This is a genomic window from Sphingopyxis sp., assembly GCF_035686825.1.
GTDB lineage: Bacteria > Pseudomonadota > Alphaproteobacteria > Sphingomonadales > Sphingomonadaceae > Sphingopyxis.
Map to the genome: position 1 here is coordinate 314,131 of NZ_DASRYZ010000007.1, position 14,338 is coordinate 328,468.

The 14,338-nt window shown below is 66.6% G+C and carries 16 protein-coding genes; 6 read left to right on the top strand and 10 right to left on the bottom strand.

The window, feature by feature from the left end; all coding sequences use genetic code 11:
• Nucleotides 1–41 precede the first annotated feature (41 nt).
• Complete coding sequence (locus tag VFG17_RS19375) at nucleotides 42–683, bottom strand: YceI family protein (protein WP_325031008.1); 642 nt, start codon at nucleotides 681–683, stop codon at nucleotides 42–44.
• Between the two features lie 181 nt (nucleotides 684–864).
• On the opposite strand from VFG17_RS19375, the gene VFG17_RS19380 reads away from it, so the two are divergent.
• A complete protein-coding gene (locus VFG17_RS19380) occupies nucleotides 865–1,983 on the top strand; it encodes a helix-turn-helix transcriptional regulator (RefSeq protein ID WP_325031009.1) in 1,119 nt (372 codons plus the stop codon).
• A 227-nt stretch (nucleotides 1,984–2,210) separates the two neighbouring features.
• On the opposite strand, the gene VFG17_RS19385 is transcribed toward VFG17_RS19380, so the two are convergent.
• The gene (locus VFG17_RS19385; protein ID WP_325031010.1) at nucleotides 2,211–2,624 is read right to left on the bottom strand and encodes a hypothetical protein; all 414 of its coding nucleotides are present in this window, start codon (nucleotides 2,622–2,624) and stop codon (nucleotides 2,211–2,213) included.
• Between the two features lie 167 nt (nucleotides 2,625–2,791).
• Here VFG17_RS19385 and VFG17_RS19390 point away from each other — a divergent pair, with 167 nt between their 5' ends.
• Nucleotides 2,792–3,277, top strand: a complete 486-nt coding sequence (locus VFG17_RS19390) for a YHS domain-containing (seleno)protein (RefSeq protein WP_325031011.1) — start codon at nucleotides 2,792–2,794, stop codon at nucleotides 3,275–3,277.
• Between the two features lie 218 nt (nucleotides 3,278–3,495).
• Nucleotides 3,496–4,398 (top strand): OmpA family protein, encoded by a 903-nt coding sequence (locus VFG17_RS19395; protein ID WP_325031012.1) that lies wholly within the window; start codon nucleotides 3,496–3,498, stop codon nucleotides 4,396–4,398.
• A gap of 59 nt (nucleotides 4,399–4,457) precedes the next feature.
• Here VFG17_RS19395 and VFG17_RS19400 read toward each other — a convergent pair whose 3' ends face one another.
• The 8 genes from VFG17_RS19400 to miaA form a co-directional block, all read right to left on the bottom strand.
• A complete protein-coding gene (locus VFG17_RS19400; RefSeq protein WP_325031013.1) occupies nucleotides 4,458–5,732 on the bottom strand; it encodes an adenosylmethionine--8-amino-7-oxononanoate transaminase in 1,275 nt (424 codons plus the stop codon).
• 103 nt (nucleotides 5,733–5,835) lie between these two features.
• Nucleotides 5,836–6,444: a dethiobiotin synthase gene (bioD, locus tag VFG17_RS19405; RefSeq protein WP_325031014.1), complete on the bottom strand. Its 609-nt coding sequence runs from the start codon at nucleotides 6,442–6,444 to the stop codon at nucleotides 5,836–5,838.
• Complete coding sequence (locus tag VFG17_RS19410) at nucleotides 6,441–7,580, bottom strand: 8-amino-7-oxononanoate synthase (protein WP_325031015.1); 1,140 nt, start codon at nucleotides 7,578–7,580, stop codon at nucleotides 6,441–6,443. Before VFG17_RS19410 ends, bioD begins: the two co-directional genes overlap by 4 nt.
• Before the next feature lie 51 nt (nucleotides 7,581–7,631).
• Entirely contained in the window at nucleotides 7,632–8,228 is a 597-nt protein-coding gene (locus VFG17_RS19415) for a DUF6151 family protein (RefSeq protein ID WP_325031016.1), read from the bottom strand.
• Between the two features lie 40 nt (nucleotides 8,229–8,268).
• Nucleotides 8,269–9,309: a ketol-acid reductoisomerase gene (gene ilvC / locus VFG17_RS19420; protein ID WP_325031017.1), complete on the bottom strand. Its 1,041-nt coding sequence runs from the start codon at nucleotides 9,307–9,309 to the stop codon at nucleotides 8,269–8,271.
• Nucleotides 9,310–9,413: 104 nt separating this feature from the next.
• Nucleotides 9,414–9,932 carry an acetolactate synthase small subunit gene (gene ilvN, locus VFG17_RS19425; protein WP_325031018.1) on the bottom strand — a complete coding sequence of 173 codons (519 nt, stop codon included), beginning with the start codon at nucleotides 9,930–9,932 and terminating at the stop codon, nucleotides 9,414–9,416.
• Between the two features lie 4 nt (nucleotides 9,933–9,936).
• Nucleotides 9,937–11,691, bottom strand: a complete 1,755-nt coding sequence (locus VFG17_RS19430; protein ID WP_325031019.1) for an acetolactate synthase 3 large subunit — start codon at nucleotides 11,689–11,691, stop codon at nucleotides 9,937–9,939.
• Nucleotides 11,692–11,767: 76 nt separating this feature from the next.
• Nucleotides 11,768–12,760 carry a tRNA (adenosine(37)-N6)-dimethylallyltransferase MiaA gene (gene miaA, locus VFG17_RS19435; protein WP_325031020.1) on the bottom strand — a complete coding sequence of 331 codons (993 nt, stop codon included), beginning with the start codon at nucleotides 12,758–12,760 and terminating at the stop codon, nucleotides 11,768–11,770.
• Between miaA and serB the strand changes: the two genes are divergently transcribed.
• The 3 genes from serB to VFG17_RS19450 are packed head-to-tail and all read left to right on the top strand — an operon-like array spanning nucleotide 12,759 to nucleotide 14,319.
• Nucleotides 12,759–13,643 (top strand): phosphoserine phosphatase SerB, encoded by an 885-nt coding sequence (serB, locus tag VFG17_RS19440; protein ID WP_325031021.1) that lies wholly within the window; start codon nucleotides 12,759–12,761, stop codon nucleotides 13,641–13,643. The genes miaA and serB overlap by 2 nt on opposite strands.
• Nucleotides 13,643–13,927 carry a hypothetical protein gene (locus VFG17_RS19445; RefSeq protein WP_325031022.1) on the top strand — a complete coding sequence of 95 codons (285 nt, stop codon included), beginning with the start codon at nucleotides 13,643–13,645 and terminating at the stop codon, nucleotides 13,925–13,927. The genes serB and VFG17_RS19445 overlap by 1 nt, the downstream gene beginning before the upstream one ends.
• Before the next feature lie 32 nt (nucleotides 13,928–13,959).
• Nucleotides 13,960–14,319: a DUF2200 domain-containing protein gene (locus tag VFG17_RS19450; RefSeq protein WP_325031023.1), complete on the top strand. Its 360-nt coding sequence runs from the start codon at nucleotides 13,960–13,962 to the stop codon at nucleotides 14,317–14,319.
• Nucleotides 14,320–14,338: the final 19 nt, after the last annotated feature.

Below are 14,338 nucleotides of genomic sequence, written 5' to 3' on the forward strand. Positions count from 1 at the left end.
GCCCCGTGATACGCGGCGCGTGTGACAGATTGGCGCGTGTCTTACTGCTTTTCGAACGCGGCGTGGATTTCGAGTTCGACTTCGTCGCTGACCATCGGAATGCCCATCGAGACGCCGAAATCGCTGCGCTTGATCGTGGTCTCGGCCTCGAACCCGACGGTTTCCTTCTTGTTCATGCCGACGCCCGCGCCGTGGAAATCGACGTCGAGGGTGACGGGCTTGGTCACGCCGTTGAGCGTGAGGTTGCCGGTGACCTTCGCTTCGTCGCCGTCCTCGTCGACGACGACGCTGGTCGACACGAATTTGGCGTCGGCGGGATTGGCGCCGAAGAAGTCGGCCTTGCCGCCGTCCTTGCCGGGGCGGAGGAGGTGGCTGGTGAGGCCGGCGCTGGCGGTCGTGACCTTCGACACCGGGATCGTCACATCGACCTTGGCGGCGGCGGGGTTGGCGGGGTCGATGACGAGCGTGCCGGTCACGTCGCCGAAGATGCCGCTATATTTGCTGAAGCCGAGGTGGTCGACTTCCCACACGACCATCGTGTGGCCGGGATCGGCGGCATAGGTGCCCGCGGTGACGCGCGACTTGTCGGGCGCGCCGGGGGCGGAGCCGCCCTGGGCGACGACGATCGGGGTCGCGACGGCGGCGATGAGGGCGATGGCGGCGAGGGGGGCAATGCGGCGCATGAACGATCTCCTGCTGGGACGGCGGACGCTAGGCGAAGGCGAGGGATGGCGTCAACAAGCGGCGAAGAAACGCAGCGTTTCGGTTCGCATCGCGGGGCGCACGTCGTCGCAAGACGCTTGTGCCCTGCCGCATTTCATGCTGCTACGCAGGAAGGCACGAAGGCTGGGGGGGCCTGGCGGCATGGATAGCGTGTTTGCCCGCGAAGCGGGCGAGATCGGGAATGCCTTTCTGGCGGCGCCGTTCGAGGCGGACGGCTGGAACGCGGCGCTGCGCCTGTTCGCACGCCGCACCGGATCGACACATGCGCAACTGATCGGCATCGGCGCCGACGCGGCGCTGTTCAACTTCATGCCCGACATCGACGCGAGCTATCAGCGCGAATTCATCGAGATCGAGGCATGGCGGCCCGAGGTCAACTGGCGCGTCGCGGCGACCGGGCGCCCGCTCGAGGTGCTGAGCGAGAGGCATTACGATGTCGTCCGCGAACGGAGCGGGACCGACGAATATGAAGAACATATCCGCCGCTGGGGCGGGGTTCAGGGCTGCCAGACCACGTTGATTCAGGGCGAGGGGCTGCTCGTCGGAATGGCGGCGCTGCGGACCGAGCGCGACGGCCGGACGGGCGAACGCGACCTGCAATTGTTCGGGACGGGCGCGCGCCACGCGCTCGCGGCGATCCGGATGCAGCAGGCGATGGCGGGGCGCGGCGCCGAGATGACGGTGGCGGCGTTCGACGCGATCGGCGTCGCCGCGCTGCTGATCGACCGGCACGGCGCGGTCGCGGCGCTGTCGGGCGTCGCCGATGCGATGCTGAGCGAAGGGCCCGACGCCGCGCTGTGCCTGCGCCACGGGCGGCTGGGCGCGGTGCGGCGCGACGCCGACGCGCTGCTGCAAGCGGCGCTTCGCAGGGCGCTGGACGACCCCTCGGCGGACGGCGCGGTGCAGCAATATTGGATCGAGTCGCCGCGCGCCGGCGCGTCCGGGGTCCTGTGCGAGCTGTTCCGGCTGCCGCGGCGCGAATGGGATTTCGGGTTCGAACCGCGCGTGCTGGTCGTCGCGCGCAAGGCGGCCGACATTCCCGCGATGCGCGCGGTGCCGCTGCGCGCCGCGCTCGGCCTTACCGCCGCCGAGGCCGAGATCGCGCTGCGGCTCGCCAACGGCGAAGCGCGCGAGGCGATCGCGGCGGAGCGCGGGACGAGCGCGCAGACGCTGGGCACGCAGATCAAGTCGATCCTGCGCAAGAGCGAGGTCGGGCGCGAAGCCGAACTGACGGCGCTGGTGAACCGGCTGTTGCGCTGAGGGGAGCGGACGGAGCGGCCGGGAAAGGATATCGACGGCGGGTCGCTGGCCGCCGATACCCCCCCGCCGGACGCCGGCGCATCAACGGCCGCGCCCGGTTTTCGATTGCCCCCCACACAATCAGGGCCCCAGACGGCGCGGTATCAGCGATTTAGGAAGAGGACATACCCCGTGCGGGGTATATGCGACGAGCCGAGTTTGCGTTGGCGGGCGCGTCGCGCCGGGGGTCAAGGCGCGCGGCGTGCCTCGAACCAGTCGCGCAGCGCCGCGGCGGCGCAGCCGGTGAAGCCGTAGCTGCCGATGGGCGAGCAGCTGTTCGGGCGGCTCGCGCGCGCGACATTTTCATAGCCTTCGACCTTGGAGGCCCAGCTGCCGCCGCCGACGGCTTCATCCTCTTTCAATTCCTCGCGCAATTCCTTGGGCACGCGGTAGCGTTCGGTTTCGGGCTGCTGCGCGCAGACGACGATCTCGCCCTCCTGCGCTTCGGGGCAGGGTTCATCGCCATAGGTATAGAGTATCGAGGTGCGTTCGGGCGGCGTGCTGGACTGCGCGAGGCTGCCGTCATCCTCTTGCGCGAGCGCCGGCGCGGCAAGCGCGAGCGCCGCGAGGAGGGGGAGGAGGCCGGCTTTCTTCTTCGTCACAATCGCATTCCCAGACCCCGGTCCCTAGCATCGCAGATGAAGCGCCGCAGATGAACCTAAGCCGAACTGCCCCCTGCATAATTGCCGTAACCCTTTGCGCTTTCGGCGCGAACTGGGTGGCGACGGGGGCCGGCGCGGGGCCGATGCCTTCCAGATGGAGACTGCCCATGAAAAACCAAGCCTTTTTCGCACTGCTCGCCGCGGTGCTCGCTCCCTTGTCGGTCGCGGCGTTCACGCCGCAGGCCTATGCGAAGCCGGTCTATGTCGGTGTTGACGGTGGCAACATTGCGGTGAGCGGCTATGATCCTGTGAGCTATTTCGAAGAGGGCGGGGTGCCGGTGAAGGGCGACGCGGCCTTTGCGGTCGAGCATGACGGGGCGGTCTATCATTTCGCCAGCGCCGAACATGCGGCGAAATTCCGCGCCGATCCGGCGGCGTTCATGCCGCAATATGGCGGCCATTGCGCGTGGGCGATGTCGCGCGGCTATCTCGCGCCCGGCGATCCGCTCGCCTATGCGATCGTCGACGGCAAGCTTTACCTGAACTTCAATCAGGAGGTGAAGGCGAAGTGGGACAAGGACCGCGCAGGCTTTATCGCGGCGGCGGAAAAGAATTGGGCGGCGATGCCCGACGACGCCAAATTCGGCGAGTGAGGCCGGCCGGAGCCGGGGACGGCCTTTCGTTCCCCGGTTCCCGTCCGCCAACGAAAAAATTTCGATTATGCGACACGGCCTTATCGCCCTGCCGTGCACCAAGCTCGACGACCTGCGCAACTTTCGACCGGCCCACGAGTATTCATGTCCCAGAAAGGGCCACGTCAACGGGCGGGCCTGAGCTGCGGGGGCAGCTGGTTCAATTGAAGGAGTAGGGTATGGGTGCCGTTTCGAAGAGCTCGGGCGCGATGTTGATGCTGGCGATGCTCGCCGCACCGGCGACGGTCAGCCTGACGGCGCAGGCGCAAGAGCAGGCGCCGGAGCAGGCGCAACAGACGTCCGACAGCGAAGTCATGACGACCGTTTACGGTCAGCTGCCTTCGCCCGACCAGATGACCAAGGGACCCAAGGTCGAAGGCATCATCTCGGCGCGCAGCGACGGCCGGATCCAGGTTACGACCGCGGACGGCAACAACACGCCGATCTCGATCGCCGAATATACCAAGATCAAGAGCAGCGGCGGCTTCCTCGGCCTCGACCGCGACAAGCTCGCGGCGAATTCGCTGCTCAACGGCCTTCCGGTCAGCGTCGACACCCTGCAGTGGGACGGCGGACTGGTGGCGAACGAGGTCAGCCTCAAGAGCAAGGATCTGCGCACCGCGTCGATGATCCACACCGGCACCGACCAGCGCTTCGCCGAACAGACGGCGGCGACCGAGGCCCTGCGCGGCCGCGTCGGCGACATCGACCAGTATAATGTCAAGGCCACGACCAACGTGAACTTCGACACCGGCAAGGCGGTGCTGTCCGAACAGGCGAAGGCCGATCTTTGCAACGCGGCGAACCAGGCCGAGGGCATGGACAATGCGCTGCTGCTCGTCGTGGGCTACACCGATTCGACCGGCAGCCAGGAGCTCAACCAGGAGCTCAGCGAAAAGCGGGCGGGCCGCGTGGTCAACCATCTGCAGCAGGCCTGCGGCTGGAAGCCCTATCGCATGCTGAGCCCGACCGGCATGGCCGAAGCCGACCCGGCGGCGGACAACACCACCCCCGAAGGCAAGGCGCAGAACCGCCGCGTCGCGGTGAACATCCTGGTCAGCAAGGGCCTCGATGGCATGTAAGCCTGGATGGCAGGCAAGATAAGCGGGGCGGGCCTTGGCTCGCCCCGTTTTTTTGGGATTCAGTCCGCAAGAATATCGAGCGACGCGCCGATCGCTTCCCAGACCTGCGCCAGTTCGTCCGCAGTAATGCAATAGGGCGGCATCACATAGAGCGTATTGCCGAGTGGGCGGAGCAGCACGCCGCGGTCGCGATAAAAAGCGATCAGGCGCGGCGCGAGATTCGAGAGATAGCCCGCGTCGGGGACGGTGATGTCGAGCGCGGCGATCGTGCCGAGGCGGCGCGGGTTTTGGGCGCGCGGGTCGTGCGAGAGTAAAGACAGATGCGCAGCCTGTGCGTCGACGAGCGCGTCGATCCGCTGCTGCACGGGCTCGTCGCGCCAGATTTCGAGATTGGCGTTCGCGGCGGCGCAGGCGATGGGATTGGCCGTGTAACTGCTTGAATGATAAAATGTCTTCGCGCGGTCGGTCGAGAAATGCGCTGCGAAGATCGGCTCGATGCAGAGGGTGACCGCGAGCGGCAGGCTGCCGCCGGTCAGGCCTTTCGAGAGGCAGACGATGTCGGGGATCACGCCCGCCTGGTCGCACGCGAAGCGCGTGCCGGTGCGGCCCCAGCCGGTCATCACCTCGTCGGCGATGAACAGCACGCCGTGGCGCGCGCAGATGGCGCGCATCTCGGCGAGCACCCATGCGGGGTAGACGAGCATCCCGCCCGCGCCGAGGATGAGCGGTTCGACGATGAAGGCGGCGGGCGCGCTGCCCGTTTCTTGGCTTGCGCAGGCGGCTTCGAGCGCGTCGAGCGTGGCTTGCTCCACGCCTTCGTGCGGGAAGGGGATGGTGTCGACGTCGAACAGCAGAGGCTGCCAGGCGCGATTGTAGACGCCGCGCTCGCCGACCGACATCGTGCCGATCGTGTCACCGTGATAGCTATGTTCGAGGACGAGGATGCGGCTGCGCGCCTCGCCGATGTTATACCAATAGCCGAGCGCCATCTTGAGCGCGACCTCGACGCTGGTCGAACCCGAGTCCGAGAAGAATACGCGGGTGAGCGGGTCGGGGGTGATGCGGATCAGTTCGGCGGCGAGCGTCTCGGCGGGTTCGTGCGTCCAGCCGGCGAAGATGAGCTGGTCGAGCTTTTCGGTCTGGTCGCGGATCGCGGCCATGATGCGCGGGTGCGCATGGCCGTGGGTGGTGACCCACCAGCTCGAGATGGCGTCGATCCAGCTTTGGCCGTCGGCGGCGTAAAGTTTGGCGTCTTTGGCGCGCGAAATCAGCGGGATGGGGTCGCCGAGGCCGTGCTGGGTGAAGGGGTGCCAGACGGGGGAGGTATCGGCCATATCCAAATTCCGTTCGTGCTGAGCTTGTCGAAGCACCGCTCTTCTTTGGCGGCGGATAAGAGAAGGACGGCCCTTCGACAAGCTCAGGGCGAACGGTGTTGGGTTAGGCGAAGTCGGCGATCTGGAAGTTGGCTTCGAATGCCGCTGCCAGCGTTGCGCTGTCCAGCGGATCGACGATCGGCAGGCGGCCGAGGCGACGGACACCCGAGATGGCGGCGATGATCGCTTCGCTGTCCTCGACCCCATCGCCGAGGAAGGCTAGGCCGTGGATCGGGACGTTGCGGGTGCGGAGCGCTTCGATCGTGAGCAGGCTGTGGTTGATCGTGCCGAGCGCGGTGCGCGCGCAGACGATCACCGGGATCTGCCAGCGCGCGAACAGGTCGGCGTAGAGGGTGGTGCGCGTGACGGGGACGAGCGCGCCGCCGGCGCCCTCGATGATCAGGTCGCCGGGCGGCGGCACGAGCGTTTCGAGATCGATGTTAACGCCGTCAATTTCGGCGGCGCGATGCGGCGAGGCGGGGGTGACGAGGCGGTATGCTTCGGGCAGGACGGGCACGCCGGCGAGGCGCGCGACGGCTTCGCTGTCACTCTCTTCTTCGAGACCCGACTGGATCGGTTTCCAGTAGGGAGCGCCGGTCGCCTGCGCCAAAGCGGCGGAAAAGATGGTTTTTCCGATGCCGGTGTCGGTGCCGGTGACGACGAAGCGCGTCATGCCGCGGCCATCGCATGCGCCAGCGCGTCGGCCATCGCGTCGATGTTAGCTTCGTCAACATTGAGCGTGATCGCGATGCGCAGACGCGCGGTGCCCTCGGCCACCGTCGGCGGGCGGATGCCGCGGATGTCGAAGCCCGCGTCGCGGAGGCTGCCCGCGATGCGCATCGTGCGATCGTTGTCGCCGATGATCACGGGCAGAATCTGGGTGCCGCTGGCGGGGATTCCCAAGGGCACGAGGCGCTCGGCGGCGTGGCGGACGAGCGCGTGGAGGCGCGCCTGGCGCTCGGGCTGGTTCGCGGCGATCTCGATCGCCTGGCGGACGAGCCACGCGATCAGCGGCGAGGGCGCGGTCGAGAAGATGAACGGGCGGCCGCGGTTGACGAGGAAGTCGCACGCGATCGCGGGGGCGCAGAGCAGGGCGCCCTCGGCGCCCAATGCCTTGCCGCAGGTGTGGAGGGTGACGAGATTGTCGCGGCGCGGCAGCGCGTGCGCGAGGCCGGCGCCGCCGGGACCGAAGACGCCGGTGGCGTGCGCTTCGTCGACGATCAGCACGGCGTCGTGGCGGTCGGCGACCTGCGCGAGCTGTGTCAGCGGGGCGCGGTCGCCGTCCATCGAATAGAGGCTTTCGACCGCGATCCACGGCGTTCCGGCGCCGCCGCCGGCGCGCCAGCGCGAAATGATGTCGTCGAAGGCTTGCGCGTCGTTGTGCGCGGCGGCGACATGGCCCGCGCGGCCGAGCTTCATGCCGTCGTGCGCGCTCGCGTGGATCAGCTCGTCGTGGACGACGAGGTCGCCGCGCTGCGGCAGCGTCGCGAAAAGCGCGGCGTTGGCGGCGAAGCCGGTCGCGAAGAAGAGCGCGGCCTCGCTGCCATAATGGCGCGCGGCGTGCGCTTCGAGCGCTTCATGCTCGGGGTGGTTGCCGCGGAGCAGGCGCGAACCGCCCGAGCCCGCGGGAAGGCCGCGTTCGATGCCGGCGGCGAGCGCATCGCGCAGCGCGTCCGAATCTGCGAGGCCGAGATAGTCGTTCGACGCGAAATCGCGGCCGGTGCGCGGCGCGAGCGTGCGGCGGCGGCTGTCCTGCGCGAGCGCCGCGAGATCGGCGCGATGGGCGGCGAAGGGAGAGGGACCCGGCATCGGGGTTCCCTTAGGGCATCCGGTCGAAATGACAAACCCGCGCGTGCCGGCTCAGCGGCGGCTGAGGGCAAGCTTTTCTTCGTCGGTCAATCGGTGAGGTTGGGCGATCGGTTCGAGGGTTTTTGCGTCGAAAAGTGGCGACCGCCGGCGGTCGCCCGAGACGATGTCCTTGATCGCGCGCACGAAAAAGCGACGCATCAGCGTCGGTGTGCCCATTTTGGGCAGGTGGCTGGCGTCGCCGGTCGCGTCCTGCGTGAAGAGATGGCCGCGCGGTGGTCCGAACACCGTTCGCCTTGCCGGATCGCAGGCGGCGATCAGGATAGTGATGAAGGGCAGCTTGCCATTCTTGAACGTGTTGAACAGCGGCGTGCGGCAGCAGGCGGCGTACCAGCGCAGCGTCGGCGCGTCGGTCAGGTGGAGGCAGGCGAGCTGGTCGCGGCCGGTGTCGATCCGCATATGCGCGCAGCGGGTCTGGTAGAGCGCAGTGCCGCCGTGCGCGTCGAGCAGGCGTTCGGCGTGGCCGAGATGGTGCGTCAGCTTCTGGCAGTCGGTGCAATGGCAGACGACATGGTCGCCCCCGCCCGAGATGACCTGTAGGGTTCCGGTGACGGTCCCGCAATCGCAGGCGAAGGAGAGGTCGGATGCCATGATCCGGCCGTAGCTCTTCGCCCGCGATTGCGAAAGGCCGTCAGTTCTTCGACTTGTCGACGAGCTGGTTCTTGGCGATCCACGGCATCATCGCGCGGAGTTCGGCGCCGGTCTTTTCGAGCTGGTGCGCGGCGGCGGCCTTGCGGCTCGCCTTCAGCTCGGGCTGGCCGGCCTGATTGTCGAGCACGAAGTCCTTGACGAAGCGGCCCGACTGGATGTCGGCGAGGACGCGCTTCATTTCCTTCTTCGTTTCGTCGGTGATGATGCGGGGGCCGGTCTTGATGTCGCCATATTCGGCGGTGTTCGAGATCGAGTAACGCATGTTCGCGATGCCGCCTTCATAGAGGAGGTCGACGATCAGCTTGGTTTCGTGGAGACACTCGAAATAGGCCATTTCGGGGGCGTAGCCCGCCTCGACCAGCGTTTCGAAACCCGCCTGGATCAGGTGGGTGATGCCGCCGCAGAGCACCGCCTGTTCGCCGAAGAGGTCGGTTTCGCACTCTTCCTTGAAGGTCGTCTCGATGATGCCGCTGCGGCCGCCGCCGACCGCCGAGGCGTAGCTGAGGGCGAGCGCTTTCGCGAAGCCGTTGCCCGACGAACCCGCGCCCTGTGCTTCCTGCGCGACCGCGATCAGGCAGGGGACGCCGCCGCCCTTCTGATATTCGCTGCGCACGGTGTGGCCGGGGCCCTTGGGCGCGACCATGAAGACGTCGATGTCGGGACGCGCGTCGATCAGGCCGAAGTGGATGTTGAGGCCGTGCGCGAAGGCGAGCGCGGCGCCGGGCTTCATGTTCGGGCCGATGTCGTCGGCGTAGATCTTCGCCTGATGCTCGTCGGGGGCGGCGATCATGATCACGTCGGCCCATTCGGCGGCTTCCTTGTTCGAAAGCACCTTGAAGCCCGCGGCTTCGGCCTTTTTCGCGGTCGCCGAACCGGGGCGGAGCGCGATCGCGACTTCCTTGACGCCGCTGTCGCGCATATTCTGCGCGTGGGCGTGGCCCTGGCTGCCATAGCCGACGACGGCGACCTTCTTGCCCTTGATCAGATCCTGGTCGGCGTCGCGATCATAATAAACCTGCATGTTCTTCTTCCCTTATTTTCATTCGTCATGCCGGACTTGATCCGGCATCCATGGACCCCGGATCAGGTCCGGGGTGACGAAGGTTGAAACGTCATTCTGTAATTCTAGAGCGCCTCCGACCCGCGGGCTATGGCGACGACGCCGGTGCGGCCGACCTCGACCAGCCCGCATTCGCGCATCAGCGCGATGAAGCGGTCGACCTTGTCGCTCGTCCCGGTGATTTCGAAGATGAAGCTCGACAGCGTCGTGTCGACGACCTTGGCGCGGAACACGTCGGCCATGCGGAGCGCCTCGATGCGCTTGTCGCCGGTGCCCGCGACCTTGACGAGTGCGATCTCGCGCTCGACATGCGCCTCGCCCGCGTCGTTGAGGTCGACGACCTTGTGCACGGGCACGAGCCGGTCGAGCTGCGCGATGATCTGGTCGATGATCGGCGGCGGGCCCGAGGTGACGATCGTGATGCGGCTGAGCGCGTGGTCGGCGGTGATGTCGGCCACGGTCAGGCTTTCGATATTATAGCCGCGCGCGGTGAACAGGCCGGTGATCTTGGCGAGCACGCCGGCCTCGTTATCGACGGTGATGGCGAGCACATGGCGCTCGCCGGCTTCGGTCTTGATTTTCATGTGTTTACACCAGTGCCTTGGCTTCGTCGTCCATCGTGCCGGTGATGTCGTTCGGCTGAAGGATCATGTCGGTGTGCGCGGCGCCCGACGGGATCATCGGGAAGCAGTTGGCGAGTTTCGCGACGCGGCAATCGACGATCACCGGTCCCGGCGTGTCGATCATCTTGCTGATGCCCGCTTCGAGTTCGCCCAAGGTGTCGATGCGCAGCCCCGTCCAGCCATAAGCTTCGGCGAGCTTCACGAAATCGGGCAGGCTGTCCGAATAGCTGTTCGAATAGCGGCTTTCATAGGTCAGTTCCTGCCACTGGCGGACCATCCCCATCCATTCATTGTTGAGGATGAAGATCTTCACCGGCAGGCGGTACTGCGCGACCGTGCCCATTTCCTGAATGTTCATCTGCAGGCTGGCTTCGCCCGCGATGCAGATGACGAGGCGGTCGGGGTTGGCGATCTGCGCGCCGACCGCGGCGGGAAAGCCGTAACCCATCGTGCCGAGCCCGCCCGAGGTGAGCCAGCGGTTCGGCGCCGAGAAGCCGAAATGCTGCGCCGCCCACATCTGGTGCTGACCGACCTCGGTCGTGATGATCGGGTCGCGGCCGCGCGTCGCGTCGAACAGCGCCTTCACCGCGCGCTGCGGCATGATGTCGGCCTCGGCTTCCTTCTTTTCGGGGAAGTCGAGGCAGCGCGTCGCGCGCCAGCCGTCGACGCGGCGCCACCATTCGCCGAGGTCGCGCGCCTTGTGGCCCTTGTCCTGCCATGCCGCGATCAGCGCATCGAGCGCGCGGCCGGCGTCGCCGACGATCGCGAGGTCGACGGGCACGATCTTGTTGATCGAGCTGCGGTCGATGTCGATGTGGATCTTCTTCGATTCGGGCGAAAAGGCATCGAGGCGGCCCGTCACGCGGTCGTCGAAGCGCGCGCCGACCGCGATGATCAGGTCGGCGCGGTTCATCGCCATATTCGCTTCATAGGTGCCGTGCATGCCGAGCATGCCGAGCCACTTGTCGTCGTCCGACGGGAAGGCGCCGAGGCCCATCAAGGTCGAGGTAATCGGCGCGCCGGTCAGGCTGACGAGCTGGCGCAGCGCCGCGCTCGCATTGGGGCCGGCGTTGATGACGCCGCCGCCGGTGTAGAAGACCGGGCGCTCGGCCGCGGCGATCATTTCGATCGCTCGGCTGATCGCATCGGCATCGGGTTCGACCTGCGGGCGGTAGCTGTTGTGCAGGATCTTTTCGGGCACGACATATTCGCCCGTCGCGACCTGCACATTTTTCGGGATGTCGATCACGACCGGGCCGGGGCGGCCGTGGGTCGCGATATGGAAGGCCTCGTGCAGGATCGCGCCGAGCCGGTCGGGGTCCATCACGAGATAATTATGCTTGGTGCAGTGGCGCGTGATGCCGACGGTATCGCATTCCTGGAACGCGTCGGTGCCGATCAGCGCAGTCGACACCTGGCCCGTCAGCACCACCATCGGGATCGAGTCGAGCAAAGCGTCGGTGATGCCGGTGACGGCGTTGGTCGCGCCGGGCCCCGAGGTGACGAGCACAACGCCGGGCTTGCCGGTCGAGCGCGCATAGCCTTCGGCCGCGTGCGTCGCCGCCTGTTCGTGGCGGACGAGAATATGCTTGATCGTCGGGTGTTTGTAGAGCGCGTCATAGATCGGAAGGACCGCGCCGCCCGGATAGCCGAACACCGTGTCGACCCCGAGGTCGACCAGCGCCTGAACCACCATGTCGGCACCACTCATTTCCGTCACGACGAAACTCCTTTCAGCAACAAAAAAGGCAGCGCCTTGTGCGCTGCAACAGGATGCGGGCAATAGGTGTATGATTCTATCCTGTCAACAGCTTATCACGTAATATTATTGCTAATTGTCCAATTGAATCGATGTTTAATGACTCTTCGTGGCGTGGCCAGTCGGCGGGTGACTGGTGGCGGAACCACGTATATTGGCGCTTCGCATATTGGCGGGTGGCGGCTTGCGCGGCTTCGAGCGCGTCGGCGCGGCTGATTTCGCCGCGGAGAAAAGCGGCGATCTGCGGCACGCCGATCGCGCGCATCGCGGGAAGATCGGGGTCGAGATCGCGCGCGAGCAGGGCTTCGACTTCGGAGATCGCGCCGCCCTCGAACATTTGGACGAGGCGGGCATCGCAGCGTGCGCGGAGCCAGTCGCGCGGGGGCAGGAGGATCAGCGGGGCGAGGGCGATGTCGTCGGCAATGCCGCCTTCGCGCGCCTGCTGCCAGTCGGCGAGAGTGCGGCCGGTCGCGCGGACGACCTCGAGCGCGCGGGCGACGCGCGTGGCGTCGGCGGGATTGAGGCGTTCGGCGGCGGCGGGGTCGGCCATCGCCAGCGCGGCATGGGCGTCGGCGACCGGAAGTGCGCGCACGGCGTCGCGGACCCGCGGGTCGATTTCGGGGACGGGCGCGATGCCATGGAGCAAGGTGCGCAGGTAAAGGCCGGTGCCGCCGACGAGGATCGGAATCCGGCCTGCTGCGTGCGCCTCGGCGATGCTGTCGCGCGCTTCGGCCGCCCAGCGTGCGGCATTATGCGCTTGCGATGCGTCGACATGGCCGAACAGGCGGTGCGGCACGCCGCCCATCTCTTCCTCGGTCGGGCGAGCCGAAAGGATGGCGAGGTCGGCGTAGACCTGGCTGGCGTCGGCGTTGACCACTGTTGCGTTTCCGGGCGCCGCGTTTCCGGACGTCCCGTTTCCGAGCGATTTTGCGAGCGCGACCGCCAAAGCGCTCTTGCCGCTGGCGGTGGGTCCGGCGATAAGCGCCACGGGCGGCCGCGCTTTCGCGGTCAAGATAGAAGGAGATGCCATGTTCGTCGCGACGCTGATAGCAGCCGGGAAGCTGACCGACGAGGTGGTTCGCGAAGGGATAGACCGGTTGGCCGCGACGGGGCACGATGTCGGTGCGCCGCACTGGCTCGACGAGCATGACGCGGCCGACATCGTCTTTCACGGCAGTCTGGTCAGCGCGCGCAAGGAACTGGCACAGATGGACCATGGCGCGCTCGACATCGTCGTCCAGCCGCTGGGCGACCGGACGAAAAAGCTGATCATCGCCGACATGGATTCGACGATGATCACGGTCGAGTGCATCGACGAACTGGCCGATTATGCGGGGCTGAAGCCGCAGATCGCGGCGATTACCGAGCGCGCGATGCGCGGCGAGCTCGATTTCCGCGCTGCGCTGACCGAGCGCGTCGGGCTGCTCGGCGGGATGCCCGAGAGCACGCTGGTCGATTGCCGGATGGAGCGCGTGCGGCTGACGCGCGGCGCGCGCACTCTGGTGCAGACGATGAAGGCGCATGGCGCATATTCGGTGCTCGTGTCGGGGGGATTTATGCCCTTTGCCGGGCCGGTGGCCGAGGCGATCGGGTTCGACAAGGTGGTCGCGAACGAGCTGGAGATCCGGGACGGCAAGCTGACCGGCAAGGTGCTCGAACCCGTCGTCGACAGTTCGGCGAAGCTCGAGACGCTGAAGGCCGAGGCGGCGAAGCACGGCCTGCCGCTCGCCGAGACGCTTGCCGTGGGGGATGGCGCGAACGACATACCGATGATCACGTCGGCGGGGCTGGGGATCGGCTATTATCCGCATCCCGCGGCGGGCGAGGCGGCGGCGGCGGTGATCCGGCATCATGATTTGACGGCGTTACTGTGGGCGCAGGGCTATTCGCGGCGGCAGTGGGTTATGGGGTGATGATCGTTGCCGCGATCGTTCTGGCCGTGGCAGCTTGGATCGCGTCTCTGGCAGTTTTGAAAAGCTTGCGCTCGGGCGACGCTCAGCCCGCCAGCTTTTTCCTGATGCGGTCAGGAAGGGCCCCGATAAGTCGCAGTAAGCGGGCGGGACTGTTCTGGTTTCATTTGGCGCCATGGCTGCTGCTGGCGCCGCTGTGTGCCATCCTTTGCGCAGGCGCTTTTTATGCCGACTTCACCTTTCCGGCCTGCGATGAAGTCGATCGACAATCTTGCGTCGTGCGATAGCGTTGCCGCGGCGCATAACGAGTGAGGTACGGATGACCAAGCACCGCATCTATTCGATCAGCGTCGCGAGCGTGTACCCGCATTATATCGCCAAGGCGGAGAAGAAGGGGCGGACCAAGGCCGAGGTCGACGAGATTTTCTGTTGGCTGACGGGCTATAGTCAGAAGGCGCTTGAGGGCGAACTGGCGAAGGGCACGAGTTTCGAGGAATTCTTTGCGGCGGCGCCGAAGCTCAACCGGGCGCGCGAGTTGATCACGGGTGTGGTCTGCGGCATTCGGGTCGAGACTATCGAAGACCCGCTGATGAAGGAAATCCGCTATCTCGACAAGCTGATCGACGAACTCGCCAAGGGCAAGGCGATGGCGAAGATTTTACGCAGTCCGGCGGAATAGCTGCGGCCCGTGTTAACAG

What these genes read in the sequence shown, in the direction of transcription:
- VFG17_RS19375 (WP_325031008.1), bottom strand. Translation starts at nt 683, where the DNA reads ATGCGCCGCATTGCCCCCCTCGCCGCCATCGCCCTCATCGCCGCCGTC.
- VFG17_RS19380 (WP_325031009.1), top strand. Translation starts at nt 865, where the DNA reads ATGGATAGCGTGTTTGCCCGCGAAGCGGGCGAGATCGGGAATGCCTTT.
- VFG17_RS19390 (WP_325031011.1), top strand. Translation starts at nt 2,792, where the DNA reads ATGAAAAACCAAGCCTTTTTCGCACTGCTCGCCGCGGTGCTCGCTCCC.
- VFG17_RS19395 (WP_325031012.1), top strand. Translation starts at nt 3,496, where the DNA reads ATGGGTGCCGTTTCGAAGAGCTCGGGCGCGATGTTGATGCTGGCGATG.
- VFG17_RS19400 (WP_325031013.1), bottom strand. Translation starts at nt 5,732, where the DNA reads ATGGCCGATACCTCCCCCGTCTGGCACCCCTTCACCCAGCACGGCCTC.
- bioD (WP_325031014.1), bottom strand. Translation starts at nt 6,444, where the DNA reads ATGACGCGCTTCGTCGTCACCGGCACCGACACCGGCATCGGAAAAACC.
- VFG17_RS19410 (WP_325031015.1), bottom strand. Translation starts at nt 7,580, where the DNA reads ATGCCGGGTCCCTCTCCCTTCGCCGCCCATCGCGCCGATCTCGCGGCG.
- VFG17_RS19415 (WP_325031016.1), bottom strand. Translation starts at nt 8,228, where the DNA reads ATGGCATCCGACCTCTCCTTCGCCTGCGATTGCGGGACCGTCACCGGA.
- ilvC (WP_325031017.1), bottom strand. Translation starts at nt 9,309, where the DNA reads ATGCAGGTTTATTATGATCGCGACGCCGACCAGGATCTGATCAAGGGC.
- ilvN (WP_325031018.1), bottom strand. Translation starts at nt 9,932, where the DNA reads ATGAAAATCAAGACCGAAGCCGGCGAGCGCCATGTGCTCGCCATCACC.
- serB (WP_325031021.1), top strand. Translation starts at nt 12,759, where the DNA reads ATGTTCGTCGCGACGCTGATAGCAGCCGGGAAGCTGACCGACGAGGTG.
- miaA (WP_325031020.1), bottom strand. Translation starts at nt 12,760, where the DNA reads ATGGCATCTCCTTCTATCTTGACCGCGAAAGCGCGGCCGCCCGTGGCG.
- VFG17_RS19445 (WP_325031022.1), top strand. Translation starts at nt 13,643, where the DNA reads ATGATCGTTGCCGCGATCGTTCTGGCCGTGGCAGCTTGGATCGCGTCT.
- VFG17_RS19450 (WP_325031023.1), top strand. Translation starts at nt 13,960, where the DNA reads ATGACCAAGCACCGCATCTATTCGATCAGCGTCGCGAGCGTGTACCCG.